Origin of the sequence: Rhodoferax sp. (assembly GCF_028714215.1) — a bacterium.
GTDB lineage: Bacteria > Pseudomonadota > Gammaproteobacteria > Burkholderiales > Burkholderiaceae_C > Rhodoferax.
This window is the reverse complement of record NZ_JAQTMS010000020.1, coordinates 12,805-39,000: the sequence shown is the minus strand read 5'-3', so window position 1 is coordinate 39,000 and position 26,196 is coordinate 12,805. Positions and strand designations below refer to the sequence as shown.

Genomic DNA, 26,196 nt, shown 5'->3' with positions numbered 1-26,196 from the left:
GCTGCGACACTCAGAAGGCCTCGATACCCAGTATGCTGGCCGCCGCCAGCGCGCTGGCGCGGACCTGCTCCGGTGTCGCGCCGGTGAGGGTCAGATGCCCCATCTTGCGTCCCTTGCTGGCTTTGAGCTTGCCGTACAAGTGCAGATGGGCACCGGGCAGCGCCAACAGCCGGTCCCAGGGCGGAGTGGACTGATCGATCCACAAATCGCCCAGCAGGTTGAGCATGATGGCCGGACTGTGCTGACGCGGCTGCACCAGCGGCAGGCCGGCCAGCGTACGCACCTGCAAGTCGAACTGCGACAGGTCGCAGGCATCCAGCGAGTAATGCCCGCTGTTGTGCGGGCGCGGCGCCATCTCGTTGACGATCAAGCTGTCGTCCTGCAAAACAAAGAATTCAACGCACAACACACCCACGTAGTGCAGTTCCTCGGCGATCGCTCTGGCCGCCGCCACCGCTTGCGCGACCAGGGCCGTAGGCAAATTTCCTTCATAGACCGAAGTCACCGCCAGAATGCCGTCGCGGTGCAGATTGAGTTGCAGCGGCAGGTTGACCATGCAGCCGTCGCGGCCACGCGCCACAATCACCGAGCACTCGGCCTTGAGCGCCAGCATTTTTTCCAGCACGCAGGGTACGCCCTTGAGAGAGTCCCAGGCGCTGGCGAGCTCGGCGCGGGTCGTGACGCGCAGCTGGCCCTTGCCGTCGTAACCCAGACGCGCTGTTTTCAGGATGCCGGGCAGCAAATCATCGGGCACGGCCGCCAGTTGCGCCGCCGTCGCTATCACAGCATAAGGCGCGCAGGGCACGCCGCAACGGACAAAATGCGCTTTCTCGCGAGCCCGGTCCTGCGCAATGGCCACCGCGTCGGCCGCTGGCGCCACGGACCGGGCCGAGCCCAGTGTCAACAGCGCTGGCGCCGGTACGTTTTCAAACTCGGTGGTGATCGCGGCGCAGCGTTGCATCAGTTGCGCCAGGCCCTGCTGGTCGAGGTAAGCGGTCTGGATGTGGTAGTGGCTGACCAGCCCGGCCGGGCTGGCCGGATCGGGGTCCAGCACCGCTGTGAAGTAACCCATGGCCTGCGCCGCCTGCACAAACATGCGGCCCAGTTGGCCGCCCCCCATGACGCCCAGCGTAGTCTGTTGCCCGCTGGTCACCCCGCCAGGTAGAAGCACTGGACTGCTCATAGCACCGGCGGCAGCGTCATGCCGCGGGCGACTTCGGTTTGCTCGGCACGGAAGGCTTCCAGCTTGGCGCGCAGGGTGGGGTCGTTGTTGGCCAGCATGGCCACGGCAAACAGGGCGGCATTGGCGGCACCGGCAGCGCCGATGGCAAAAGTGGCCACTGGCACGCCCTTGGGCATTTGCACAATGCTGTGCAGTGAATCGACGCCCGACAGATGCCGGCTGGGCACCGGCACGCCCAGCACCGGCAGCGTGGTCTTGGCCGCCAACATGCCCGGCAGGTGTGCCGCGCCGCCGGCGCCGGCGATGATGGCTTTGAGGCCGCGACCGACAGCAGCCTCGGCATAAGCAAACATATCGTCAGGCATGCGGTGCGCCGAAACCACGCGCGCTTCATGCGCAACGCCAAACTGTTGGAGAATGTGGATTGCGTGTTGCATGGTGTCCCAGTCGGAACTGGAACCCATGACGACGCCGATTTGAATTTTCATGGTGTTGAGGACAAAGCTTGCCGGTGCGCCAGACGTCACCGGCGGCCTGTCCCGCAGCTTAAAGTGTTGAGGACAGAGCTTGCCAGTACGCTACGCTTAACTGCCTGCGATCTGTCCCGCAAGTTAATAAGGTTGAATTTTACTTAACTACCCCGAACTGACCCAAATGATAAATGTTACGGTTGAAAATTTTGATGCCGAGGTGATTGCCGCCTCGATGCAAACCCCGGTGCTGGTCGACTTCTGGGCACCCTGGTGCGGTCCCTGCAAGGTGATCGGTCCGCTGCTGGAAAGAATCGAGACCGCCTATGGCGGCCGCTTCAAACTGGTCAAGATCGACTCCGACCAGGAACAGGAGCTGAGCCAGGCCTTCGGCATTCGCAGCATCCCCACCTGCGTCCTGCTGTTCCAGGGCAAACCGGTGGACGGCTTCATGGGCGCGCTGCCCGAAGGCGAGATCAAGGCCTTCCTGGACAAGCACTTGCCCGAGGGCGAGGTGCTGGAAGCCGAGGTCACCAGCGTCGAAGTCGGCGACGCGCCCGACGCCAACGATCCGCAGGCGGTCCTGGAGGCGCGGCAGCAGGCGGTGTTGAAAAAACCGGACGACGAGGACGCCCGCTTCGATTACGTCAAGCTGTTGTTGCAACGCGGGCAAACCGATGACGCCAAGGTGGCCTTCGCGCCGGTCATCGCCCAGACCTCGCTGGTGCGGCGTTTTGACTCGCTGCAACGCTGGATCAACGCCATCGATTTTGCCGCCACTGGCAGCGAGCAGAGCGCGGCCACAGCCGCCTTCGACGCCAGGATTGCCGCCAACAAGCGCGACTTCGACGCCCGCTTCGGCAAGGCCCAGACCTTGATGGCAGCGCAGCAGTGGAGCGCCGCCATGGACGAGTTGCTGGAAATCCTGATGCGCGACAAGAGCTGGTCCGACGAGCTGGCGCGCAAGACTTACATCGCCATCCTGGACATCATCGAACCGCCCAAGGTTAAGGTCGCCGATGGCCAGATTCCGCCGGTCGATCCGGTCGTTGCAACCTACCGGCGGCGCTTGAGCAGCGTGGTGCTGAGTTGAATCAAGAGCTTTTGTAGTTGCGCTCGCGCTGGCTGCGCAGCGCCAGCACAAACGCCGTGTCTTGTGCGGGGTCGTAGCGGTACAGCGCCAGGTAGCCGCTGGCCCCGGTGGAGATGATCAGCTCGCGCAGGCCAAACGCCGCCGGTCGCCCGATCAAAGGGCTGGTTTCAAGAATATCCAGGGCCTCCACGATGGCCTCGATTCGCGCTGCCGCGGACTCCGGTGCGCGCTCAAAGAGAAAATCAAATATCCGGTCAAAATCGCCCCTGAGTGCAGGCGACAGAATAATCCGGCTCACGCTTTCCTGGCCCTGGCAGCATCAGCAACGCGTGAACGCAGGTAAGTTTTCATCTCGTGCCACTCCACCCCAGTCTCACCGGCCTGCAAAGCCGCGTCGCGTTGCTGTGCCTCGCGCTGCACACCAAGCAGCCACTCGGCTTCGTCCGCCTTTTGCGCCAGCGCCTCGACCATAAAGCTGTGCGGCGTCTGGTTCAAGGCGCCAGCCAAGCTGACGATGCGTTCTCGCAAGGACTCTTCTATGCGTAAAGTGGTGGTGGACACGGCGACACTCCTAATGTGGTACAAGTGTGACACATACAGACGCAAATTTCAAGGCCTTCGCACATGGATGGCGGCAAGACCGCAAGGCGCAATATCCTACGGAACGGTCTTGCTGCTTGTCGTTCCGGACTTGATCCGGAACTCGATGGTAGGCGTGCACTGGATTGCGGGTCGTGGCCCGCAATGACACATCTGAGGCCCGCAATGACAGTCAGGCATTAAGCCAGCAAGCGCGTCATCGCTTCCTGGTACTTGGCCGCTGTCCTGGCAATCACTTCATTGGGCACGCGGGGTGCCGGCGGGGTCTTGCTCCAGGGCTTGCCATCGACCTGAACCTGCTCCAGCCAATCCCGCACAAACTGCTTGTCGTAACTGGGCGGATTGATGCCTTCCTGGTAGCTCTCGGCCGGCCAGAAACGTGAGGAGTCGGGCGTCAGCACCTCGTCCATCAGGGTCAGTGTGCCGTCGGCGTCCAGACCGAACTCGAACTTGGTGTCGGCAATGATGATGCCCTTCTTTGCGGCGATCGCACTGGCGGCTTTGTACAGCGCAATGCTGATGTCGCGCATGCGCGTGGCCAGGTCGAGGCCGATGCGCAGGGCGGTCTGCTCGAACGTGATGTTCTCGTCATGGTCGCCGGCTGCCGCCTTGCCGGCCGGCGTGTAGATCGGCTCCGGCAGTTTCGACGCATTCTTCAAACCGGCCGGCAACTTGACGCCGCACACGGTCTGATTGGCCTGGTATTCCTTCCAGCCGCTGCCGGCCAGATAACCGCGCACCACGGCTTCCACCGGCAGCGGTTTCAGGCGCTTGACCAGCATCGAGCGGCCCACCACTTGCGGCACCTCGGCCGGCGTCACCACGCTCTCGGGCGCTTCGCCGGTGAGGTGAATGGGGCAGATGTTCAAGCCCTTGGGTCCCAGCTGGTCGAACCAGAACAGCGCCATCTGCGTCAGCAGCGCGCCTTTGCCGGGGATCGGCTCGCCCATGATCACGTCAAAGGCGCTCAAGCGGTCGCTGGCAACCATCAGGATGCGATCGTCACCAACGGCGTAGTTGTCGCGCACCTTGCCGCGCGCCAGCAGCGGCAGCGAGGTGAGCATGGAAGTGTGCAGGGCAGCAGTCATGGCAGTGCAATCAGACGGTGGAAAAGTAGGCAACAAGGGATCGGTGGCAGTGCCATTATCGGCTTCACTGCACCACTTGCGCCAACTCGCCGCGCGCGTATTGTCCGGCCACCACCGACAGGCTGTTACCCTTGATCTTGCCGGCCTGGCCCTCGCAGCCGAACTCGAGATAGCGCTGCTTGCAAATCTGCTTGGCCGCTTCACGGGCCGGCTTGAGCCAGTCGCGAGCGTCAAATTTTTCCGGGTTTTGCACCATGTATTTGCGCACCGCGCCGGTCATGGCCAGGCGGATATCGGTGTCGATGTTGATCTTGCGCACGCCAAACTTGATGGCTTTCTGAATTTCCTCCACCGGCACGCCGTAAGTTTCCTTCATGTTGCCACCGAACTCCCGAATGATGGCCAGCAACTCCTGCGGCACGCTGCTGGAGCCGTGCATCACCAGATGGGTATTGGGAATGCGGCGGTTGATTTCCTTGACGCGCTCGATGGCCAGAATGTCGCCAGTGGGCTTGCGCGTGAACTTGTAAGCACCGTGGCTGGTACCGATGGCAATGGCCAAGGCGTCGAGCTGGGTCCGCTTGACGAAATCGGCCGCCTGCTCGGGGTCGGTCAGCAGCTGGTCGCGCGTCATCGTGGCTTCGGTGCCGTGGCCGTCCTCCTTGTCGCCCTTCATGGTTTCGAGCGAACCCAGACAGCCCAGTTCGCCCTCTACCGTGACGCCCACGGCGTGGGCCATAGCCACCACTTTGCGCGTGACTTCCGTGTTGTATTCAAAACTGGAGATGGTCTTGCCGTCAGACATCAAGGAGCCATCCATCATGACCGAGCTGAAACCCAGGTTGATGGCGCCCTGGCAGACATCCGGGCTTTGGCCATGGTCCTGGTGCATGACCAGCGGAATGTGGGGGTAGGCCTCGATGGCCGCCAGGATCAGGTGTTTGATGAAAGCCTCGCCAGCATATTTGCGGGCTCCCGCGCTGGCCTGCAGAATGACCGGCGCGCCAACCTCGTCGGCCGCCGCCATGACGGCCTGCACCTGTTCCAGGTTATTGACGTTGAAAGCCGGGATACCGTAGCCGTTGAGGGCTGCGTGATCGAGCAGTTCGCGCATGGAAACGAGAGCCATGATGAAATCCTTTGTAAGTGGTAAACGGTCTGCAACTGGCTTGAATTTTAACGACAAGGCCCAGCGCTGGGAGCACAATCCGGGGATCGTCCCGAACCGGTTCCATCATGCCCGCAAGATTCGCCCTGTTTACCAGCCCTGACGCGTCGGCGCCAGCCGACCCGCATCGCGCCAAGAAGAGTCGTTAGACACGTTTCGACGCAGCGCCAACCATGGACACGGAAAAGACCGACTCCCTTGATCAGCAGGTAAAAACCACCTCGCAAGGCTCCTTCCTGGGCATGTTCGTGACCGAACTGTTTGAAGGCGTCGGTCAACTGGCGCTGCTGCTGTTGCTGCTGGAGGCGGTTTGGGAATGGGGTGCCATGTTCAGCAAACCGGACGTCTATGTGCTGATCGTGACGGCATTGGGGCAAAGCGCCTGGCTGGCACGGCGCCGCTACAAGGAACTGGCGCTGCCCTGGTGGAGCCGGCTGGTGGGCCTGATTTTTTATGCTCTGGCCGAATCACTGATCGAAGGCGGCTCGTTTTTTACCAAGCCCAAACACCTCACTTTCATCATCCTGATGCTGATTTACGCCTGGGGGGCGGCACTGGAGACACGTAACCACAAGCCCCACCATGCCGTGACTGGCATCTTCCTGTCCCGCGCGGCACAGGGACTGGGTCCACTTTTTTTCTATATCGCACTGGACCTCAAGGGGAAACCCTGGTTCGAGGGAATTTCCAGCTTCTTCAGTTCAGCGCCTCACGCCTTTTTGCTGGCCCTGGCGATCACCCAAATCGGCGGATGGGCCTCACTGGCACTGGTCAACCGACGCCAGAAAACAGTCATCGCCGATCTACTCCATCAACTCAAGACCTTGTCGCGCTGGGGCTTTGGCAGTCAGGTCGTGGAGGAAGTCCTGCGCGACAGCGGCACCCATGCCACCAGCCGGGTGGAACGTGCCGTCGGTTTCATCGATGTGCGCGGCTTCACCGCCTGGAGCGAGGTGCACCAGCCGGAAGAAGTGATCGCCATGCTGAACCGTTTTTATGCCGCCGTATTGGAATCCTGCGGCACCGAGGTGATCAAGTCCAAGCTGAGCGGTGACGAAGTGCTGCTGGTGCTGCGCGCCGACCAGCAAGCCCTGCCGATCATGCAGAACGCCTTGCGCGCCGCCATGGCAGCGGTACAACCACTGCAATTGTCGGCCGGCGCCGGGCTGTGGCTGGGGCCGGTGGTGGAAGGTTTTTTCGGCACCGAATCAGCACAAGTCCACGACGTCATCGGAGACACCGTGAATACCGCCAAACGGCTCTGCGACCAGGCTCGGGGCGGTCAGTTGCTGGTGGGTCCGGTCGACCGCTGGACAGAGACCGCCAGCGAGCAGATCAGCCTGCGCGTCAAGGGAAAGAATCAGCCGGTGCTGGCGGCCAGTTATCCGGTTTGATCGGTTGGGGAGACCGCGGCTGCGGTCTGTCCCGCAAGATGGACTTCCGACATCCAGGTATCAGTTGGGGACAGAGCTTGTTCACTTCGTGTAACTGCGGTCTGTCCCGCAAGACTTCAGGAAACCCGGCAAATCTTGAGCATATTGGTACCGCCCGGTGCCCCCATGGGTTCGCCGCAGGTGATGGCATAGACATCGCCTTTTTGCACAATGCCACGGCTTTTCAGATGGTTCTCGGCCTCCGCCAGGGCCGTGTCGCGATCGGTGCTGGTGTCTATGAAGAGCGGACGCACGTTGCGGTACAGCGCCATCCGGCGTTGCGTCGCCACCTTGGAGGTGATGGCGTAGATCGGCACCTGAATCAGATGCCGGCTCATCCACAGCGCGGTGGAGCCGCTGTCGGTCATGGCCACGATCGCCTTGGCACCCAGGTGGTGGGCGGTAAACAAGGCTCCCATGGCGATCGACTGGTCGATGCGCTGGAACGTCTTGCCGGTGAAATCGGCTTCCAGTTTGAAATCCTCGCCACCTTCGGCGGCGTGGCAGATCTTGGCCATCTCGACCACTGTTTCCAAGGGGTATTTCCCGGCCGCTGTCTCGGCCGACAGCATCACCGCGTCGGTGCCGTCCAGCACCGCGTTGGCCACGTCGCTGACCTCGGCCCGGGTCGGCACCGGGTTGGTGATCATGGACTCCATCATCTGGGTCGCGGTAATCACCACCTTGTCGTGCTCGCGCGCCAGCTTGATCATGCGTTTTTGCAGGGCCGGCACGGCCGCATTGCCGACCTCCACCGCCAGGTCGCCACGCGCCACCATGATGCCGTCGCTGGCCAGCAAAATCTCTTCCAGCTTGGGAATCGCCTCGGCGCGCTCGATCTTGGCGATCAAGCCCGGTTTGGGTCCGTCTTCGGCCGCCACGTTGCACAGTTGGCGCGCCATTTCCATGTCGGTGGCGTTCTTCGGAAAACTCACTGCCACGTAATCGGCCTGGAAACTCATGGCGGTGCGGATGTCGTCCATGTCCTTGGCGGTGAGCGCCGGCGCCGTCAGCCCGCCGCCCTGTTTGTTGATGCCCTTGTTGTTGGACAATTCGCCGCCCAGCTTGACCGTGGTGTGAACCGCATCGCCCAGCACCGCGTCGACCGTGATCACGATCAGGCCATCGTTGAGCAGCAGCACATCGCCGGCCTTGACTTCCCGCGGCAAGGCCTTGTAGTCCAGCCCCACGGCATCGATGTTGCCCAGCTCGGTGCGCGCCGCATCCAGCACGAACTTCTGACCCGGCGTCAGAAAAATCTTGCCCTCGGCAAATTTGCCGACCCGGATCTTGGGGCCTTGCAGATCCGCCATGATGGCCACTTCGCGACCCACGCGCTGGGCCACCTCACGCACCAGACGAGCCCGCTCGATATGGTCTTGCGCCTTGCCGTGGCTGAAGTTCAGACGCACCACGTTGACGCCGGCGCGAATCATTTGTTCCAGCAACGCGGGGTCGCTGCAGGCCGGGCCAAGGGTGGCGACAATTTTGGTGGCACGACGGGGCATCAGGCGGTCTCCTTGTAGTTAACGTTCCATTTTCACACGGAAGCGGTTACATGGCAGCAACAGCTTGCACCATCGACCGTCCCAACCCTTCAAAACCAGAGTGCCCGGCACCACCGGTTTGGCCGCCCGGCAGGCCACGGCCCACCAGCACCGGACGGTCAACGCCTATGGCACACTTCGGCACTCCCAATCACTTCCACTGGCCGGCACCAGACCTATCTCGATGAGCTCCACTGAAATATTCCTGATTGCGATGACGCTCATTTTTACGCTGCCGTACCTGATCTGGCGCGTCGGGCGAACGGAATACTACGCGCCCCTGGTGGTGGTGCAGATCATCACCGGCATCTTGCTGGGCCCCGGTGTGCTGGGCGCCGCCTTCCCCGACTACTACAACTTTGTCTTCAATCCGCAAGTGATCCAGTTGTTGAACGGGATTGCCTGGTGGGCGGTGATGATTTTTGTCTGGGTCGCCGGCATCGAACTCGATCTCCAGCAGGCCTGGGAACACCGCCGCGAAAGCGGCATCACGGCCGGCCTGGCGCTGGGAACACCGCTGCTGCTGGGCTGCCTGGCCGCGGCGGCGCTGTTGCCGTACCCGGGCTGGATCGGTCCGAAAGCAATGACCTGGCAATTTGTCATGGGCGTCGGCATGGCCTGCGCCGTCACCGCGCTGCCGATTCTGATCCTGCTGATGGAGAAGCTCGATATCCTGCGCCAGCCGATCGGCCAACGCATCCTGCGCTATGCCAGCCTGGATGACATCGCGATCTGGGCCGTGCTGGCCGTGATACTGGTGGATTGGGAACGCATCGGCAGGCAGCTCGGATTTCTGCTGGCCTTTGCCGTCTTGGCCTACCTGTTGCGCCGCCTCATGCAATGGCTGCCGGAACGGGACCGCTGGTATGTGGGGCTGATCTGGCTGGCCGTTTGCGGCTTCGGCGCCGACTGGTCGGGCCTGCACTTCATGGTCGGCGCTTTCCTGGCCGGCGCCGTGCTGGACAGCCACTGGTTCGATCAGAAGCAGATGGACAGTTTGCGCCACCACGTACTGCTGATCGCAATGCCGGTGTTCTTCCTGAGCACCGGCCTGCGCACCAATTGGAACCTGGGCGGCGCCAGTGTGTTTCTCGCCGCCGGCGTCCTGCTGCTGGCCTCGGTTGGCGGGAAATTGCTGGGCACCCATCTGGCCGGAAAAATCCTCCACTGGGAAGCCGGCGAGGGCTCACTGATCGGCTGGCTGCTGCAAACCAAGGCCTTGATCATGATCATCTTCGTCAACGTGCTGCTGGACAAGCGCATCATCAGCAGCGAAACCTTCACCGCGTTGTTGCTGATGGCGATCGCCAGCACCATGCTGACGGTGCCGGTGGTGTCGCCCAAACTGAAACGGCTGCAATCGATTATTTTCAGGAACCGGTAGTGGGCCTGGTGCCGACGGTGCCGGGACGCCGATCAGTCAGCCAGCCGCGCGGCGCGCCAGGATCTCGAAGGCCGGCAAGGTCTTGCCCTCCAGCACCTCCAGAAACGCCCCGCCGCCGGTGGAGATGTAACTGATCTGTTTTTCAATTCCGTACTTGGCAATGGCCGCCAAGGTATCGCCACCGCCGGCGATGGAAAACGCGCTGGACTGCGCAATCGCCTGCGCAATCACCTTGGTGCCCATCTCGAAGGCCGGGAACTCGAAGACCCCGACCGGGCCGTTCCAGACGATGGTGCCGGCCTGCTTCAGTTGGGCGGCCAGCGCCGCCGCGGTCTGCGGACCGATGTCCAGAATCAGGTCGTCATCGGCCACCTCACTGGCCGCCTTGACAGTGGCCGGCGCCTCGGCCGAGAAAGTCTTGGCGGTGACCACGTCGGTCGGAATCGGCACCGCCGCGCCCCTGGCTTTCATGGCCTCGATCACGGCTTTGGCTTCCGCCAGCAAATCCGGTTCGGCCAGACTCTTGCCGATCTTCAGCCCGGCCGCCAGCATGAAGGTGTTGGCGATGCCGCCACCGACAATCAGCTGGTCCACCTTCTCCGCCAGGCTCTTGAGGATGGTCAGCTTGGTCGAAACCTTGGAACCCGCCACGATCGCGACCAGCGGCCGTTTCGGATTCGCCAGCGCTTTGCCGATGGCGTCCATCTCGGCCGCCAGCAGCGGACCGGCACAGGCCACCTTGGCGAACTGCGCGATACCGTAGGTGGAAGCTTCGGCACGGTGCGCCGTGCCGAACGCGTCATGCACAAAAATATCGCACAAGGCGGCCATTTTTTTGGCCAGCTCTTCGTTGTTCTTCTTTTCACCCTTGTTGAGGCGGCAGTTTTCCAGCAGCACCAGCTGACCCGGCAACACGCTGACACCATCGACCCAATTGGACCGTAACGGCACCTCGCGGTCCAACAGTTCCGCCAGCCGCTTGGCCACCGGCGCCAGCGAGTCAGCCGGCTTGAACTGGCCTTCGGTCGGACGCCCCAGATGCGAGGTCACCATCACCGCCGCACCGGCCTCCAGCGCCATCCGGATACACGGCAGGGAGGCGCGAATCCGGGTGTCTTCCGTGATCTGGCCGGCGTCGTCTTGCGGCACGTTGAGGTCGGCCCGTATGAATACACGTTTGCCAGTGACCTGGCCCTGGGCGCACAGGTCGGAGAAGCGGATGACGTTCATGAAATTACCCTGTCAGTAATGAAAAATACCAGCCCGGATTGTAGAAGCCCGCAGCGCCGTCAAATTACCAGCCCAGGCCCAAATGCAAGGGCAAATACACCGCCATGCCGGCGAGGATGGTCCCCAGTACTGCTTGCCCGGCACCGCGCCGCCAGAAAAACCAGAGGGCGCCAGCGGCAACGGCAAACAGACGGGCATCTTGCCAACTGCCGATGAAGTGGCCTTGCGTCATCACCACTTCCGGCACCACGACGGCGGCCAGTGCGGCAATCGGCGCGTATTGCAGACCGCGCTGGGCCCAGTGCGGCAACTTCCAGGGCTTGCTGGAAATAAAAAAGAAAGAGCGCGTCAACACCGTCACAGCGGCCAGACCGATGATGGTGACCAGCGTCCAGGGATCGGTGCTGCCGCTCATGGTTGCCCCCACGCTCGGCACTGCGTGTCCTCGCTGCCCCCCCAGGGGGCGCGAGCTTGCTTGGGGCGGCCCGGCGCGGCGCTCATGCTTCTTCCCGCCCGGCCGCGGGCGTCTGCTCCAGCAGCAGGCAGCAGGCCACCGCCGCCGCGATGGCGACCAGGATATTGAGCTTGAACGGCAAGGCAAAAGAGACCACTGCCGCCGCACCCGCCACCCCGACCGCGACCAGTCGCAAGCGGCTTGCGGCCAGCGAGCACAAGATACCCAGCAGCGCCAGAATGCCAGCAAAACCCAGACCCCAGTTTGTCGGAATGAAATTGGCCAGCACCACCCCCAGCACGCTGCTGCCGGTCCAGCCCAACCAGCTGACGCCGCAGTTGCCGGCCAGATACGCCTGCTGGGCCTGCAGCTGCGCGCCGTCACCGCCGTGATGGGGGTAGCGTTGGGTGAACAGCACGTAACTCAAATCCGCCGTCAGATAACCGCAGACCAATCGCTGCCAGCGCGGCAAGTGCATGAGGTAGGGTCGCAAGTGGGCACTGAACACGACAAAGCGCAGATTGACACAAAAGCCGGTCGCCAGGATCACCCACATGGGAGCCCCTGCCGTCAGCAGCGGAATCGCGGCCAGCTGCGAACTGCCGGCAAAAACGATCACGCTCATGAGCAGCGCTTCGATGCTGCTCATGCCGGATTTCATCATCGCCACACCGGTCATCAAACCCCAGGCGGCGATGCCCGGCGCCACCGCCAGCGAGTCAAGCAGACCCTGGCGAAATTCGGCGTGCCGGTAGTTGCGGGGCAGGAAAAACACGGATCGCCGGCAGCTCAAGTCCGGGCTGACACCGGCGGTGCACTGCGCGTTTCAAAGACCATGCCGGGACGCAGATCGAAACCATGCAGCAGATCGGCCACTGGCATGCGCTTGGCACCGGGACGCTGCAGTTCGGTGAGCACCAGCATCGAATCCTTGGCCGCCACCAGGATGCCTTGCGGTCCCACCAGCAGCACGCTGCCGGGTTCTGTTGCGGCCGGCGGCACGCCCGGCACCAGAGCCGCCATCCAGATCTTCAGGGTTTCACCGTTCAGCGTCGCCGTGGCACCAGGGAACGGGTTGAAGGCGTGCACCCGCTGCGCGATCCGGGCAGCCGGCTGCGCCCAGTCGATGGCTGCTTCATGTTTTTCAATTTTGTGGGCGTACGTGACGCCCATCAAGGCTTGCGGCAGCGGCTTCAATTTGCCGGCAGCGGCCTGCTCCAGCGCCAGCAGCATCAAGCGCCCGCCCAGCAGCGCCAGTCGTTCCTGCAAGCTGCCGGTGCTATCGCTGGCCATGATGGGGGTCGTGTGCGCCAGCAGCATGGCGCCGGTATCAAGCCCGGCGTCCATTTGCATGATGGTGACACCGGTCTCGCGGTCGCCCGCTTCGATGGCCCGGTGAATCGGCGCCGCGCCGCGCCAGCGAGGCAGCAGCGAGGCGTGAATATTGAAGCAGCCGCGCGCCGGTATGTCCAGCACCCACTGAGGCAGAATCAGGCCGTAGGCGGCCACCACCATCGCCTCGGCGTGCGCCGCCTGGAGCGCCACGCGCGCCGCCAACGCATCGTCGGGGTATTTGCCGTCCAGCCGCAGGCTGCGTGGTTGCGCTATCGGCAGAGCGTGCTGCAGTGCGAATTGCTTGACGCTGGAGGCCTGCAGTTTCAGACCGCGCCCGGCCGGCCGGTCCGGCTGTGTCAACACCAGCGCAATCTCATGACCGGCGGCGTGCAACTGCTCCAGCGCGACACGGGCAAACTCGGGCGTGCCGGCAAAAATCAGCCTCACCGCTGCTCCTCACGCTGTGCCTTGAGCATCTTTTTCTTGATCCGGTTGCGTTTCAGCGGCGACAGGTATTCGACGAACACTTTGCCCATCAAATGGTCCATCTCGTGCTGAATGCACACCGCCAGCAGATCCTCGGCTTCGACGATGCGGGACTTGCCCTCGCCGTCCAGGGCGCTCACCTTGACCGCGTCGAAGCGCTCGACACCGTCATAGATGCCGGGCACCGACAGGCAACCTTCTTCGTTCAGATGGGTCTCCGGGCTGGTCCAGACCAGTTGCGGATTGATCAGCACCAGCGGCTGATCGCGCTCTTCCGAAACGTCCATCACAATCAAGCGCTGGTGCACATCGACCTGCGTGGCGGCCAGACCAATGCCCTTGGCCTGGTACATGGTTTCAAGCATGTCGGCAATCAGCGTGCGCACGCGGTCGTCCACCGCCGCCACCGGTTTGGCCACCGTGTGCAGTTTGGGGTCGGGATAGTAAAGAAGAGGAAGTAAAGCCATTTAATCGGTTCAGGACAGCGCTTGTTACTGCGTGTAACTATTGTCTGTCCGACAGGGTTTCGAAATGTCGCTATTTTCGCCACTTTTCAAGAGTCCGGCAGCGCTTCAACTCCAAAAGCGTTGCCCTATCAAGGGCTTGAGTGCAAAATCGCACCTGATTTATCAAGATTTTTCGAGCCCTGGCACGGCCGAAACGCGTCCTCCAGAACAGTTCAAAAGGCAACCCAGTGCAGCTAAACATGACAAAAACGACGCTAGCGGAATTCAGGCTGGCGCGCCAGGCGCTCAGCGTCGCCGTGCTGAGCAGCACCCTGGTGGCGGCGCCGTCCATCTGGGCCCAGAACTTTCCCGTGACACCAGAACAAAAGGCGACAGCGACGCAGGTCGCGCAAGCCGGTGTGCCGCTGAGCGAGCTGGCCGCCAATGCACCCGACAGCTACACCATTGAGCGCGGTAACACGCTGTGGGGCATCGCTGGTCTGTTCCTCAAGAGCCCGTGGCGCTGGCCCGAGCTGTGGGGCATGAACCTGGCCGAAATCAAGAATCCGCATCGGATCTACCCGGGACAAAAGTTGTACCTGGAAAAGAAAAACGGACGTGCCCTGTTGCGCACCACGGCGTCAGCGTCGGCCACCGACGAGCCGGCGCTGCCGCCAACCGTGCGCCTGTCGCCACGCACCCGTTACGAGACCCTGGGCGATGCAGCGCTGCCGACATTGAAAAACCATTTGATCGAGCCTTTTTTGTCTGAACCGGTGATCGTCGAAGAGAACGAGCTCCAGTTGGCGGCGCGCATTGTGGCGACGCAGGAAGGCCGCGTCTTGCTGACCCGTGGCGACCGGGCCTACGCGCGCGGTCAGGGCAACACGGTACTGAAGGATGAACCCGACAAAAAACAGAAGGTGTACCGGGTATTTCGCAATGCGACGCCCCTGAAGGATCCGCTCACCAGTGAAGTTCTGGGCTATGAGGCCCAGTACGTTGGCAAGGCCTTGCTGGTGCGCGGCGAGTCGACCCAGCAATCCAGCGACAGTGACGGCCAGCTCCGCACCGACCTTGTACCGGCCACCATTGACATCCTTGCCGCCAAGGAGGAAATGCGCGTGGGTGACCGGCTGCTGCCGGAATCCGAGCGCGAATTGCTGAGTTACGTACCGCATGCGGCAGCGCTGAAATTTGAAGCCCGCATCGTTTCGGTGTACGGCAACGCGGTCGTCAATGCCGCACAAAACCAGGTGGTGGTACTCAATCGTGGCAGCCGGGACGGAGTCCAGCGGGGGCATGTCATGGCGATCCTGAAAGACGGGGCCCGCCTGCTGGACAAGACTGACGAAGCGCGACCTGAATTGAAATTGCCGGATGAGCGCAACGGCTTGCTGATGGTGTTCCGGACCTTCGAGCGCCTCTCCTACGGCTTGGTGCTGGAAATCACCGACAGCGTCAAGGTGGGAGACCGCCTGGTCAACCCGCGCTGACAGCGGACGCAAAAACCGGCGATGGAGCACGCTGAACTGGGCAGTTGGCTGCGCCTGACCTTGACACCCGGCGTCGGCAATCAGACGGCGCGCAAATTGCTGGCGGCATTCGGGCTGCCGCAGGCAGTGTTCCAGCAGTCGGCCACGGCCCTGCGACAGGTCGTCAGTGCGCCACTGGCGGCGGCATTGCGCAGCGAGCCGCCGGAACTGGCCGCCCTGCTTGAGACCACCTGGAACTGGCTGCAGCAGTCCGGCCCGGGCAGTGCCCAGCGCCGGATCCTGGTGTTGGGCGACGCCGACTACCCGGCTTCGCTTTTGGCGATCGAGGACCCACCGCTGCTGCTGTACCTGCTGGGTGCCGGAAAATTTTCCTGCGACCCTTCGATGGCGACCCAGAACGGCACGCCACCTGCCACCCATCTGCCAGCAAATAGCCTGGCCAACAGCATTGCCGTGGTCGGCAGTCGCAACCCTAGCCCACAGGGGGCGACCAACGCGCGCTATTTTGCCAAGGCCTTGGGACAGGCCGGTCTGACCGTGATTTCGGGCCTGGCCCTGGGGGTGGACGGCGCCGCCCATGAAGGTGCCCTGGAGAGCGTCGAAGCCGGCTCGGTGCGGCTGGCGACGGTGGCCGTGGTCGGCACCGGACTGGACCGGGTCTATCCGAAACGCCATCTTGCACTGGCCCATCGGATTGCCCAACACGGGCTGCTGGTCAGCGAGTACCCGCTGGGGACAGCGCCATTGGCGGCCAATTTCCCGAAGCGCAACCGCCTCATTGCCGGTCTGGCACAAGGCACTTTGGTGGTGGAAGCGGCCGTGCAGTCGGGCTCGCTGATCACCGCCCGGCTGACGGCCGAGCAGGGCAAGGATGTTTTTGCCATTCCCGGTTCGATTCACTCCAGCCAGGCGCGCGGCTGCCACGCGCTGATCAAGCAAGGTGCCAAGCTGGTGGAATCGGCGCAGGACGTGCTCGAAGAGATGAACATCCGGTTCGCGCCGACCATGACCCATGATTTAAAGGCGGATGGCAGCGCGGCGCAGGACCGAACCGACCCGGCACACAGGCTGCTGGAAGTCCTCGGCTTTGATCCAGTCGGACTGGAAGCACTGCAAGCCCGTTCCAGCCTGGAGACGGCGGAGCTGCAAGCCCAATTGATGGCACTGGAACTTGACGGCCTGGTGGCGCGCCTGCCCGGCGGACTGTTCCAGCGACTGACACCCACTTAGAAATTTGCGGGACAGACCTTTAGCTCTGTCCTCAACCGATTAAAGACTTGCGGCACAGACCTTCAGCTCTGTCCCCAAGCGATCAAAGGATCGGCGTAGCGTTTCAGCCGAGCAAACGCTCAGGATTGGCGCTCAGCTTGCCCAAGGCGTCACGGGTCGCGCGCACGGTCAGCGTTTCCTGTTCCTGCGGCAACAGCAGACCGGCCTGCAGGTAGGCCGCCAGGCGCCTGGCCTGTATCAGGTAACTGCGCCCATCGCTGGAAGCAAACAGGTTCAGATGCTTGCGCTCGCTGCGCCAGACAAACTGCACCTGGGCCACCCGTCCGTTATGGTCCAGCGTAAACCAGGCCCCTACCTGCAATTCCTGCGCCCACGCCAGCATGGCCGCGGTCGGCTTGGAGCCGCCATCGGTCACCACATCAATATTCGAGGCGTCAAGCCCCAGCATCATTTCGATACCCTGAGCGTCCAGCGGCAAATCGCCCATGCCCTCATCTGTGACAAAGTCTTCCAGATGGGTCAGGCGTTCCGCCATGGCGGCGATCTGCTCGTTCGGAATCGCCTGCGTCTTGGACACGAAGGCATCGGCCAAGGTGTCGCTGACGGTTTTGATATGGGCCTCCTGCTCCGCCGGCGTGACGCCCAGCAGCGTCATGCCGGCGCGCAGTTTTTGCTGGATCAGCGGCAAGTCCCGAATCACGCGGGTGCGATCGCTGCGATTGGGCTTGGCACTGGCGGCCCAGATCAGATCGGTCGCCAGTTTTTTCAGGCCCAGGGTCTCCGCGTGCTGCGGACCCTTGCGCACCGCCGCCACCGCCAGCACCTCGGCCCAGACCTTGAACAGAAACTGGCGAATCGACTCGCGCACCGGCATGTCCTTGAGCATGTTGCGCATTTCGATCGTGTACTGGATCGTCAGCGTTTCCTTCAGCTCCACCTGCTGCGCCACACCCACCACTTTCTGGGTCGAACCCCGACCGGTCAGAAATTGGGACAGAAAGGTCTGAAACTCGTCATAGACCAGTTGGTAAACCCGTTTACCGGTCTCCGGGTATTGCTCGATCACCTGCACTATCCGTTTGATTTCAGTCTCCAGCGCACTGCCGTTGATGCCGCTGGCATCGAAACCCATGACGCAAGAACCCATGCGGTCGATCAACTGGCGCGCCGGATGATCCAGCGTACCAAAGAAATCCGGTTCCATCAGGGCGACGCGCAGCACCGGCATTTGCAGGCGCGCAAACCAGACCCGGATCGCCGGCGGTATCCGATCTTCCTGCAAAATAGCCTGAAACATCAGCGCCACAATTTCGATCACCGCCTTTTCGTTTTTGGTTTCGGCTTTGTTCTTGAGGTCGGTGGTTCGGCGGCGCAAGTCGGCCGAAACCCGGGCCACGCCGGCCTGGCTGTAGTCTTCCGCCACCGCGGCATGGGCCGGCCCCGGCGCGGCCGGTCCGGCCGGCGGCACCGCGATGGCCGCCGCCAACGCCGGCGAAGGCGCCTGGTGCGCGGTGGTCTCGAAATTCGTTCCCGTCGTAGTCACCAACAAGCGCCTGAGCTGACCGACAACGCCGATGGCGCGACTGCGCGCCCGGGCCAGCGGCGTGGTGCCGGTCATCATGCGGGTTTCTTCGGCCGCGCTGGCCATGTCGGAGCTGTAGCGCTGGGCCGGGCGCTGGTCTGGCTGCCCTGTGGCGGCACCGTTATCCCATCCCAAGCGTCCGCCAAAAGCCGCCCCGGAACGCGGCTGACCGGGCGCCCCCGGACGCCCGGCAAACTCCTGCCCCCGCATCGGCTGGCCCGGGGCGGAGCGCGCTCCGGCGTCACCGGCATAGCCCGGCGGCTCCCCCCTTTTTTCGGCTTCCGTGGGCGCGGCGGGAACGGCGTCCGCCGGCGCTTTGGCTCCCGGCTGAACCGGCCGCCCCGTGGCGGTCGGCACGCGGGTGACGCGGTCCGCCAGCTCAATGGTGGGCAGCACACCTTGCTTGATCAAAAACGCATTGCCATTGGCATACGCCTGTTGCAGACGCTCGGTCAGCAGTTTGGCGGCCGAATCGTTGACCATCTGCCACACCTCGCGCGACAAGCCGACGCCGGCCCAGCGCTCGACCATGGGGAGCAGCAGAATTTCGGGGCGCAGAATATCCTGGTTTTCAAGCTCCTGCGTGTTTTCCAGATGCCGGATGCGCAAGTGCAGGTCATTGACCTCGGCCGCCGCCTTTTCCATCACACCCAGGGCCAGGCGCGAGGCCAGGATCTTGTTCTCCGCGACATCGGTGGCAACCAACTCAAAGGCAAAGGCAGCATCCGGCGTCTTTTTCGGTTTTGCCACCGGTTTCAACGCCTCCTGCCAGGACTTCAGGGTACCCTCCACCCAAGCCGTCTGGCTATGCTGGTACAAAGTCCAGGCGTCGCGCCGGCTTTGCATTTCACGCGACGGCGCAACCTCGTTCATCAAGGTGCCGAGCCGCTCCTGCACCGCGCTGCCGAGTTCCACCATGGCACGCCCGACCTCGGTCACAAAGCGCTTGCGCGTTTCCTGCGACAGCAGGCTGCGCTGCGTAACAGATGCGGTAGTGACCATGCTTGAAATTCTAATCAGACGGTGGCACCTGCATTGGGATCATTGGGGTCTTCCTCTTTCTTGGCGCCACCCTTGATCAGATCGTCCCGCTTGATACCCAGCCACATGGCAATGGCGGCCGCGACAAAGACCGAGGAGTAGATACCAAACAAAATACCAATGGTCAGCGCAAGGGCAAAGTAATGCAGCGTGGCGCCGCCGAACAGCAACATCGACAGCACCATCAATTGCGTGCAACCGTGGGTGATGATGGTTCGACTGATGGTCGAGGTGATCGAGCTGTCGATGATCTGCACCGTGGTCATCTTGCGGTAGCGCCGGAAATTCTCCCGAATCCGGTCGAAAATCACCACCGACTCATTGACCGAGTAACCCAGCACCGCCAGCACGGCGGCCAGCACCGGCAGCGAAAACTCCCACTGGAAAAAAGCAAAGAAGCCCAGAATGATGACGACGTCGTGCAGATTGGCGATGATGGCGGCCACGGCAAATTTCCACTCGAAGCGCAGCGCCAGGTAAAGCATGATGCCGATCACCACGGAGGCCAGCGCCTTCAGCCCGTCGGTCGCCAGTTCGTCCCCCACCTGGGGTCCGACGAACTCGGTACGGCGCATGGCAGCCGACGCATCGGCAGCCTTGAGCGCGTTCATCACCTGCTCGCTTTGCTGCGCCGAACTCACGCCTTTTTGCGCCGGCAGGCGGATCAACACGTCGCGTGCGGTGCCGAAGTTTTGCACCTGCACGTCATTCAGGCCCAGCTTGGCCACGGTGGCGCGAACCAGATTCAAGTCGGCCGGTTGCGCGTAGGTCACCTCCATCAAGGTGCCGCCGGTGAATTCCACCGACAGATGCAAACCCCGGCTGAACAGGAAGAAGACGGCGGCCAAAAAAGTCACCAGGGACACCAGATTGAAAACGATGGCATGCCGCATGAACGGAATGTCGCGCTTGATTTTGAAAAATTCCATGACTGCCTCGTTCTAGTTGGACTTCACCGGGGTCTCGGACTCGGGGCGCCACACGGTGCCAATGGACAAGCTCTTGAGCTTGTTTTGCCGGCCGTACCACAGGTTGACCAGGCCTCTGGAAAAGAAGACACCGGAGAACATGCTGGTCAAAATGCCCAGGCAATGCACCACCGCAAAGCCGCGCACCGGCCCGGAACCAAAAGCCAGCAGCGCCAGCCCCGCAATCAAGGTGGTGACATTGGAGTCCAGGATGGTGGCCCAGGCCCGGTCATAACCGGCGTGGATGGCGGCCTGCGCCGAGGCGCCGTTGCGCAGTTCCTCACGCACCCGCTCATTGATCAGCACGTTGGAGTCAATCGCCATGCCCAGCACCAGCGCCATGGCGGCCATGCCGGGCAGGGTCAGGGTGGCCTGCAGCATCGACAGCACCGCCACCAGCAGCAGCAGATTGACCGCCAGCGAGATGCTGGAAAACATCCCGAACAAGACGTAGTACAGGCACATGAAGACCGCTACCGCGGCAAAGCCCCAGGTCACGCTGTGAAAGCCCTTGGCAATGTTTTCGGCGCCCAGACTCGGGCCAATGGTGGTTTCCTCGATGATTTCCATCGGCGCCGCCAGCGAGCCGGCGCGCAGCAGCAAGGCCGTGTCGTTGGCTTCCATGGATGTCATGCGGCCCGAGATCTGCACCCGACCGCCGCCGATCTCGGAGCGGATCACTGGTGCCGTCACCACTTCACCCTTGCCTTTTTCAAACAGCAAAATGGCCATGCGCTTGCCGATGTTCTCGCGCGTCACGTCCCGGAACACCCGGGAACCCTTGGCGTCCAGGGTCAGGTTGACCACCGCTTCCTGCGTCTGGTTGTCGAAACCGGGCTGCGCATCGGTCAGGTTTTCACCGGTCAGAATGACTTGTTTCTTGACAATCACCGGCTGGCCGTTGCGTTCCAGATAGCGCTCGGAACCAAACGGCACCGCCGCCGCTCCACCCACCGCGGCACTCGCCTCACTGCTTTCGTCGACCATGCGCACTTCCAGCGTCGCGGTGCGGCCCAGAATGTCCTTCGCCTTGGCGGTGTCCTGGACACCCGGCAACTGCACCACAATGCGGTCCAGCCCCTGCTGCTGAATGACCGGCTCGGCCACGCCCAGTTCATTGATCCGGTTGTGCAAGGTGGTGATGTTCTGCTTGAGCGACTGGTCCTGCACCCGGCGTGCCGCCTCGGGTTTGATGCTGGCCGTCAATTTCAAATCGGTGCCGTCGACGCCCTCCACCGTTTGCAGGTCGGTGAACTGCTCCAGGATCAGGGCCTTGGCAGCCGCCAGTGTCGGAGCATCCCGAAACCGCACTTCGATGGTCTGGCCGTTGCGGTTGATGCCGCTGTGCCGCACATTCTTCTCGCGCAGACTGGTGCGGATGTCACCAGCCAGCGATTCCGCCTTCTTGGCCAGCGCCGCCTGCATGTCGACTTGCAGCATGAAATGCACGCCGCCGCGCAAATCCAGCCCCAGGTACATGGGAAAGGCGCGCAAGGAGGTGAGCCAGACCGGTGAGCGCGACAGCAAATTGAGCGCCACCACGTAGCGGGCGTTGGCGGTATCCGGGATCAGCGCTTTTTGAATCGCGTCCTTGGCCTTGAGCTGATCCTCGGTGTTGCCGAAACGCGCCTTCACCGAGGCATTGTCCAAGCTCACCAGATCGGCCGTCAGGCCGGCCGACTTGAGGGCTTCCTCAACCCGCGCCTTGGTGCTGGCGTCGACCTTGTAAGTGACTTTGGCCGACGACACCTGGACCGCCGGCGCCTCGCCAAAAAAATTGGGCAAGGTGTAGAAAAACCCCACCAGCAGCGCGATCACAATGATCACGTACTTCCATACCGGGTAACGATTCATGATCGCGCCTTTGTAGATTGCTGTGACGCTTCGGAATTACTTGATGGTTCCCTTGGGCAGCACCTGCACCACGGCGCTGCGCTGGATTTGCAGCTCGACGCCGGCCGCCACCTCCAGCGTCAGATAACTGTCGCCCAGCTTGCTCACCTTGCCCAGCACGCCGCCGGCGGTGGCGATCTCGTCGCCCTTGGCCAGGGCATCGATCATGGCGCGATGTTCCTTCTGCTTTTTCATTTGCGGACGGATCATCACGAAATAGAGCACCACGAACATCAGCACCAGCGGCAGCATGCTCATGAGCGAAGATTGCATATCCCCGCCGGCAGCGGGGGCGGTTTGAGCAAAAGCAGAAGAAATAAACACAAGAAACTCCAGAATATTGAATCAGGAAAACGAGACGCCGTGTGCTTTCCCGCACAGGTCCGTGCCAAAGACGGGCAGCCCGTCATTGTAAGCGGGCGGCGCCAGCCCGAAGAAAGGCCTCAGGCCGCTTTCGGCTGGGCCTGCGGCTGCCGCAAGCGCGCCAGCTGAGCGTCCCAATTTTGCCGGGCCAGCTTCAGGTTGCGCTCCTTCACATGGCCAAAACCCTTGATTTGCTCGGGGATGCGGGCAAACTCCAGCGCCAGGGCATAGCGCTCCCGGTTGCCGGCTTCATCGCCCGGGTTGCGCAGCAGGCCAAGAATTTCCTCGATCGCGGCCCGGTAGTCGCCGATCAGGGCGCGTTCCTGGCGCCGCTCCGCGGTCTTGCCGAAAATATCCAGCAAGCCGCCGCGCAAGCCCTTGAGCCGGGCCAGCACCTTGAATACGCCCAGCGTGGCGGGGCCGAACTGCTGCTTCTGCAATTCGCCTTTTTCATTTCTCCTGGCCAAGAGGGGCGGCGCCAGGTGGTAGTGCAGCTTGAAGTCGCCTTCGAACAGCGCGTTGATGCCGGCCAGGAACGCCGGGTCGGCATGCAGGCGCGCAACCTCGAACTCGTCCTTGTAGGCCATCAGCTTGAACAGGTAGCGCGCCACCGCCTCGGTCAGCGCCAACCCCTTCTGGCCGAGCGACTGATCGACGCTTCTGACCTGCTGCACAAACCGCTGGTAGCTCTCGGCATAAGCGGCATTCTGGTAAGCCGTCAAGAACTCGACTCGCCTGGCAATCAGCTCATCGAGCGCGCTGCGTTTGGCAAATACCATGACCTGGGCCGGACTGAGCAGTTGCTCGAACGCGACCGCATCGTGCGCCGCCCGGCGGCCCCATTCGAAGGCGGTCTTGTTGGCCTCCACCGCCACGCCGTTGAGTTCGATGGCGCGCAGCAACGAGGCCTGTTGCAGCGGAATCCAGCCTCTCTGCCAGGCATAGCCCAGCATGATCGGGTTGGTGTAAATGCTGTCACCCATCAATTCGGTGGCCGCCGCATCGGCGTTGAAGGCGCCCAGCGCCGCCGCTCCGACGCTGCCGGCGATGGCGCTGACGCAGGCGGCTGCCGGATTCTGCCAATTGGCGTTGCCGACAAAAGCCGCCGTCGGCGCCGCGTGCGAATTCAGCGCCACCCGGGTGCGCCCCTGGCGCATGCGCAGCACGGTGTCCTTGGCCGCCGCCACGATCGGATCGCAGCCGATGACCAGGTCGGCCGCCGCCATGCTGACGCGACTGGTGCGAATGGCCTCCTGCGTCGCCCCGATCAGCACATGGCTCCAGGTGGCGCCGCCTTTTTGCGCCAGACCGCCGGCATCCTGGGTCACGATGCCCTTGCCCTCCAGGTGCGCCGCCACGCCCAGCAACTGGCCGATGGTGATGACGCCGGTGCCACCGACGCCGGCCACCACAATGCCCCAGACCGTGGCGTTCGCGCCCTCCACAGTCGGCAGCAGCGGCTCCGGCAAAGCGCCCAGCTCGAACGGCGACAGCCCCTTGCCCTTGGCTTTCTTGCGCAGTTGCCCGCCCTCCACGGTGACAAAGCTGGGGCAAAAACCCTTGAGACAGGAATAGTCCTTGTTGCAGGTGCTCTGGTTGATCCTGCGTTTGCGGCCGAACTCGGTCTCCAGCGGCTCCACGCTCAGGCAGTTGCTTTGCACGCCGCAGTCGCCACAGCCTTCGCACACCAGCTCGTTGATGAACACCCGTTTGGCCGGGTCGACCAGGCTGCCGCGCTTCCTGCGCCGGCGCTTCTCGGTGGCACAGGTCTGGTCGTAAATGATGACCGTGGTGCCTTTGATCTCCCGGAACTCGCGCTGGATGCGGTCCAGTTCGTCGCGCTGGCGCACCGCCACCCCCTCCACCAGCTTGACGCCCTGGTACTTCTCGGGTTCGTCCGTGACGACCACGATCTTGACCGCGCCCTCGGCCCGCATGCTCTGGGCGATTTGCGTCACCGCGTGGCCTTCCGGCCGCTCGCCGACCTGCTGGCCGCCGGTCATGGCGACCGCGTCGTTGTACAAAATCTTGTAGGTGATGTTGACGCCGGCCGCAATGCTCTGGCGAATCGCCAGCAGCCCGCTGTGGAAGTAGGTGCCGTCGCCCAGATTGGCGAACATGTGCTGGTCGGTGCTGAACGGCTGCTGGCCGACCCAGGGCACGCCCTCGCCCCCCATCTGGGTAAAGCCGACCGTGGCGCGGCCCATCCAGATGCTCATGAAGTGACAGCCGATGCCGGCCATGGCACGCGAACCTTCGGGCACCTTGGTCGAGGTGTTGTGCGGGCAGCCGGAGCAGAACCAGGGCTGGCGCTCCGCCGTCTTGCCGGCGCCCAGCTCGATCGCCTGCATGGCGTTCTCCTTGGCCTGCAGCAGGGCCAGTTGCGCGTCCATGCGAGCCGCAACGGAGGCGTCGACGCCCAGCTTCTTCAGGCGCTGCGCGATGACGCGCGCAATGATCGCCGGCGACAGGTCGGCATTGGCGCGCAGCAAGGTATTGGCGGTCGGGTTCGACATGGACCATTCGCCGCCGGCGTGATCACCACCCAGATCGTCGAACTTGCCCAGCACATTGGGGCGCACGTCGGCGCGCCAGTTGTAGAGCTCCTCCTTGAGCTGGTACTCGATGACCTGGCGCTTTTCCTCCACCACCAGGATTTCCTGCAAGCCGGTGGCAAATTCGCGCGTCAATTGCGCCTCCAGCGGCCACACCACACCCACCTTGTGCAGGCGGATGCCCAGTTGCCGGCAACTGTCGTCGTCCAGCCCCAGATCCAGCAGCGCCTGGCGCGTGTCGTTGTAGGCCTTGCCGCTGGCCATCAGACCGAAGCGGTCGTGCGGGCCTTCGATCACGTTGTAGTTGAGCCGATTGGCGCGCACATAGGCCAGCGCGGCGTACCACTTGTAATGGAACAGCCGGGCTTCCTGATCGAGAGCGTGATCGGGCCAGCGAATATGCACGCCGCCGGGTGGCATCTCGAAGTCGGTCGGGATTTTGATCTGCACCCGCTCCGGGTCGATCATGGCGCTGGCGCTGGATTCGACAATTTCCTGAATCGTCTTCATGCCGGCCCAGACCCCCGAGAAACGGCTCATGGCAAACGCATGAATCCCCAGGTCCAGAATCTCCTGCACCGTGGCCGGAAAAAAGACCGGCGTGCCGCAGGCCTTGAAGATGTGGTCGCTCTGGTGCGCCGCGGTGGAGCTTTTCGACACGTGGTCGTCGCCCGCCACCGCGATCACGCCGCCCCACGGGGTGGTGCCGGCCATGTTGGCGTGCTTGAAGACATCGCCGCAGCGGTCCACCCCCGGCCCCTTGCCGTACCAGATACCGAACACACCATCGAATTTATTGCTGCCGGGCGGTGCAAACCCCAGTTGCTGGGTGCCCCACAAGGCGGTGGCGGCCAGTTCTTCGTTGACGCCCGGCTGAAAAACAATGTTCTGCGCCTTCAGGTATTTGCTGGCCTTGACCAGCGCCTGGTCGTAGCCGCCCAGCGGCGAGCCGCGGTAGCCGCTGATGAAACCGGCCGTATTCTTGCCCTGGCGCTGATCGCGCAGACGCTGCAACAAGGGCAGCTTGACCAGCGCCTGCACGCCGCTCATGAAAGCCGGTCCATAGTCCAGCGCGTATTTGTCGTCCAGCGTCACAGTTTCCAGCGCCAGGCGCAGGTGTTCGGGTAGCGGTGCGTTCATCGATCAAGTCT

23 protein-coding genes are annotated in these 26,196 nt (G+C 62.9%); 6 read left to right on the top strand and 17 right to left on the bottom strand.

Annotated features, from left to right (window positions below; all coding sequences use genetic code 11):
- Positions 1–10: 10 nt before the first annotated feature.
- Positions 11–1,183, bottom strand: a complete 1,173-nt coding sequence (locus PHS32_RS10965) for a 5-(carboxyamino)imidazole ribonucleotide synthase (RefSeq protein ID WP_301078996.1) — start codon at positions 1,181–1,183, stop codon at positions 11–13.
- On the bottom strand, positions 1,180–1,671 hold the full coding sequence (gene purE, locus PHS32_RS10960; protein ID WP_301078995.1) for a 5-(carboxyamino)imidazole ribonucleotide mutase: 492 nt from the start codon (positions 1,669–1,671) through the stop codon (positions 1,180–1,182). Before purE ends, PHS32_RS10965 begins: the two co-directional genes overlap by 4 nt.
- 166 nt (positions 1,672–1,837) lie before the next feature.
- Here purE and trxA point away from each other — a divergent pair, with 166 nt between their 5' ends.
- Entirely contained in the window at positions 1,838–2,746 is a 909-nt protein-coding gene (gene trxA / locus PHS32_RS10955; RefSeq protein ID WP_301078994.1) for a thioredoxin, read from the top strand.
- 1 nt (position 2,747) lies between these two features.
- Here the strand turns inward: trxA and PHS32_RS10950 are convergent, their stop codons facing one another.
- From PHS32_RS10950 to fba, 4 genes are all read right to left on the bottom strand, one after another.
- On the bottom strand, positions 2,748–3,044 hold the full coding sequence (locus PHS32_RS10950; RefSeq protein WP_301078992.1) for a type II toxin-antitoxin system RelE/ParE family toxin: 297 nt from the start codon (positions 3,042–3,044) through the stop codon (positions 2,748–2,750).
- Complete coding sequence (locus tag PHS32_RS10945) at positions 3,041–3,307, bottom strand: CopG family transcriptional regulator (protein WP_301078991.1); 267 nt, start codon at positions 3,305–3,307, stop codon at positions 3,041–3,043. Before PHS32_RS10945 ends, PHS32_RS10950 begins: the two co-directional genes overlap by 4 nt.
- 218 nt (positions 3,308–3,525) lie before the next feature.
- A complete protein-coding gene (locus PHS32_RS10940) occupies positions 3,526–4,434 on the bottom strand; it encodes a phosphoribosylaminoimidazolesuccinocarboxamide synthase (protein WP_301078990.1) in 909 nt (302 codons plus the stop codon).
- A 64-nt stretch (positions 4,435–4,498) separates the two neighbouring features.
- Complete coding sequence (fba, locus tag PHS32_RS10935; RefSeq protein ID WP_301078989.1) at positions 4,499–5,563, bottom strand: class II fructose-bisphosphate aldolase; 1,065 nt, start codon at positions 5,561–5,563, stop codon at positions 4,499–4,501.
- Between fba and PHS32_RS10930 the strand changes: the two genes are divergently transcribed.
- Both PHS32_RS10930 and PHS32_RS10925 read left to right on the top strand, forming a co-directional pair.
- Entirely contained in the window at positions 5,562–5,705 is a 144-nt protein-coding gene (locus tag PHS32_RS10930; protein ID WP_301078988.1) for a hypothetical protein, read from the top strand. The two genes, fba and PHS32_RS10930, sit on opposite strands and share 2 nt — an antisense overlap.
- Before the next feature lie 70 nt (positions 5,706–5,775).
- Positions 5,776–6,996: an adenylate/guanylate cyclase domain-containing protein gene (locus PHS32_RS10925; protein ID WP_301078987.1), complete on the top strand. Its 1,221-nt coding sequence runs from the start codon at positions 5,776–5,778 to the stop codon at positions 6,994–6,996.
- A 116-nt stretch (positions 6,997–7,112) separates the two neighbouring features.
- On the opposite strand, the gene pyk is transcribed toward PHS32_RS10925, so the two are convergent.
- Entirely contained in the window at positions 7,113–8,543 is a 1,431-nt protein-coding gene (gene pyk, locus PHS32_RS10920; RefSeq protein ID WP_301078986.1) for a pyruvate kinase, read from the bottom strand.
- 223 nt (positions 8,544–8,766) lie between these two features.
- Between pyk and PHS32_RS10915 the strand changes: the two genes are divergently transcribed.
- Positions 8,767–9,966 (top strand): cation:proton antiporter, encoded by a 1,200-nt coding sequence (locus tag PHS32_RS10915; RefSeq protein ID WP_301078985.1) that lies wholly within the window; start codon positions 8,767–8,769, stop codon positions 9,964–9,966.
- 36 nt (positions 9,967–10,002) lie between these two features.
- Here the strand turns inward: PHS32_RS10915 and PHS32_RS10910 are convergent, their stop codons facing one another.
- The 5 genes from PHS32_RS10910 to def all read right to left on the bottom strand — a co-directional run bounded on the left by PHS32_RS10910 (position 10,003) and on the right by def (position 13,938).
- Positions 10,003–11,196 (bottom strand): phosphoglycerate kinase, encoded by a 1,194-nt coding sequence (locus PHS32_RS10910; RefSeq protein ID WP_301078984.1) that lies wholly within the window; start codon positions 11,194–11,196, stop codon positions 10,003–10,005.
- Positions 11,197–11,260: 64 nt separating this feature from the next.
- The gene (locus PHS32_RS10905) at positions 11,261–11,611 is read right to left on the bottom strand and encodes an AzlD domain-containing protein (protein ID WP_301078983.1); all 351 of its coding nucleotides are present in this window, start codon (positions 11,609–11,611) and stop codon (positions 11,261–11,263) included.
- Between the two features lie 82 nt (positions 11,612–11,693).
- Positions 11,694–12,425: an AzlC family ABC transporter permease gene (locus tag PHS32_RS10900; RefSeq protein ID WP_301078982.1), complete on the bottom strand. Its 732-nt coding sequence runs from the start codon at positions 12,423–12,425 to the stop codon at positions 11,694–11,696.
- 14 nt (positions 12,426–12,439) lie between these two features.
- Positions 12,440–13,432 carry a methionyl-tRNA formyltransferase gene (gene fmt, locus PHS32_RS10895; RefSeq protein WP_301078981.1) on the bottom strand — a complete coding sequence of 331 codons (993 nt, stop codon included), beginning with the start codon at positions 13,430–13,432 and terminating at the stop codon, positions 12,440–12,442.
- Complete coding sequence (gene def / locus PHS32_RS10890; protein WP_301078980.1) at positions 13,429–13,938, bottom strand: peptide deformylase; 510 nt, start codon at positions 13,936–13,938, stop codon at positions 13,429–13,431. Before def ends, fmt begins: the two co-directional genes overlap by 4 nt.
- A 239-nt stretch (positions 13,939–14,177) precedes the next feature.
- Between def and PHS32_RS10885 the strand changes: the two genes are divergently transcribed.
- Positions 14,178–15,413, top strand: a complete 1,236-nt coding sequence (locus PHS32_RS10885) for a LysM domain-containing protein (protein WP_301078979.1) — start codon at positions 14,178–14,180, stop codon at positions 15,411–15,413.
- A gap of 21 nt (positions 15,414–15,434) precedes the next feature.
- Positions 15,435–16,643 (top strand): DNA-processing protein DprA, encoded by a 1,209-nt coding sequence (gene dprA, locus PHS32_RS10880; protein ID WP_301078978.1) that lies wholly within the window; start codon positions 15,435–15,437, stop codon positions 16,641–16,643.
- A gap of 103 nt (positions 16,644–16,746) precedes the next feature.
- Here the strand turns inward: dprA and PHS32_RS10875 are convergent, their stop codons facing one another.
- From PHS32_RS10875 to PHS32_RS10855, 5 genes are all read right to left on the bottom strand, one after another.
- Complete coding sequence (locus PHS32_RS10875) at positions 16,747–19,227, bottom strand: DUF1631 family protein (protein WP_301078977.1); 2,481 nt, start codon at positions 19,225–19,227, stop codon at positions 16,747–16,749.
- Between the two features lie 14 nt (positions 19,228–19,241).
- Complete coding sequence (secF, locus tag PHS32_RS10870) at positions 19,242–20,195, bottom strand: protein translocase subunit SecF (RefSeq protein ID WP_301078976.1); 954 nt, start codon at positions 20,193–20,195, stop codon at positions 19,242–19,244.
- A 12-nt stretch (positions 20,196–20,207) separates the two neighbouring features.
- Complete coding sequence (gene secD, locus PHS32_RS10865) at positions 20,208–22,088, bottom strand: protein translocase subunit SecD (protein ID WP_301078975.1); 1,881 nt, start codon at positions 22,086–22,088, stop codon at positions 20,208–20,210.
- A 36-nt stretch (positions 22,089–22,124) separates the two neighbouring features.
- Positions 22,125–22,451 carry a preprotein translocase subunit YajC gene (gene yajC, locus PHS32_RS10860; RefSeq protein WP_301078974.1) on the bottom strand — a complete coding sequence of 109 codons (327 nt, stop codon included), beginning with the start codon at positions 22,449–22,451 and terminating at the stop codon, positions 22,125–22,127.
- 119 nt (positions 22,452–22,570) lie between these two features.
- On the bottom strand, positions 22,571–26,185 hold the full coding sequence (locus PHS32_RS10855) for an indolepyruvate ferredoxin oxidoreductase family protein (protein WP_301078973.1): 3,615 nt from the start codon (positions 26,183–26,185) through the stop codon (positions 22,571–22,573).
- Positions 26,186–26,196 lie beyond the last annotated feature (11 nt).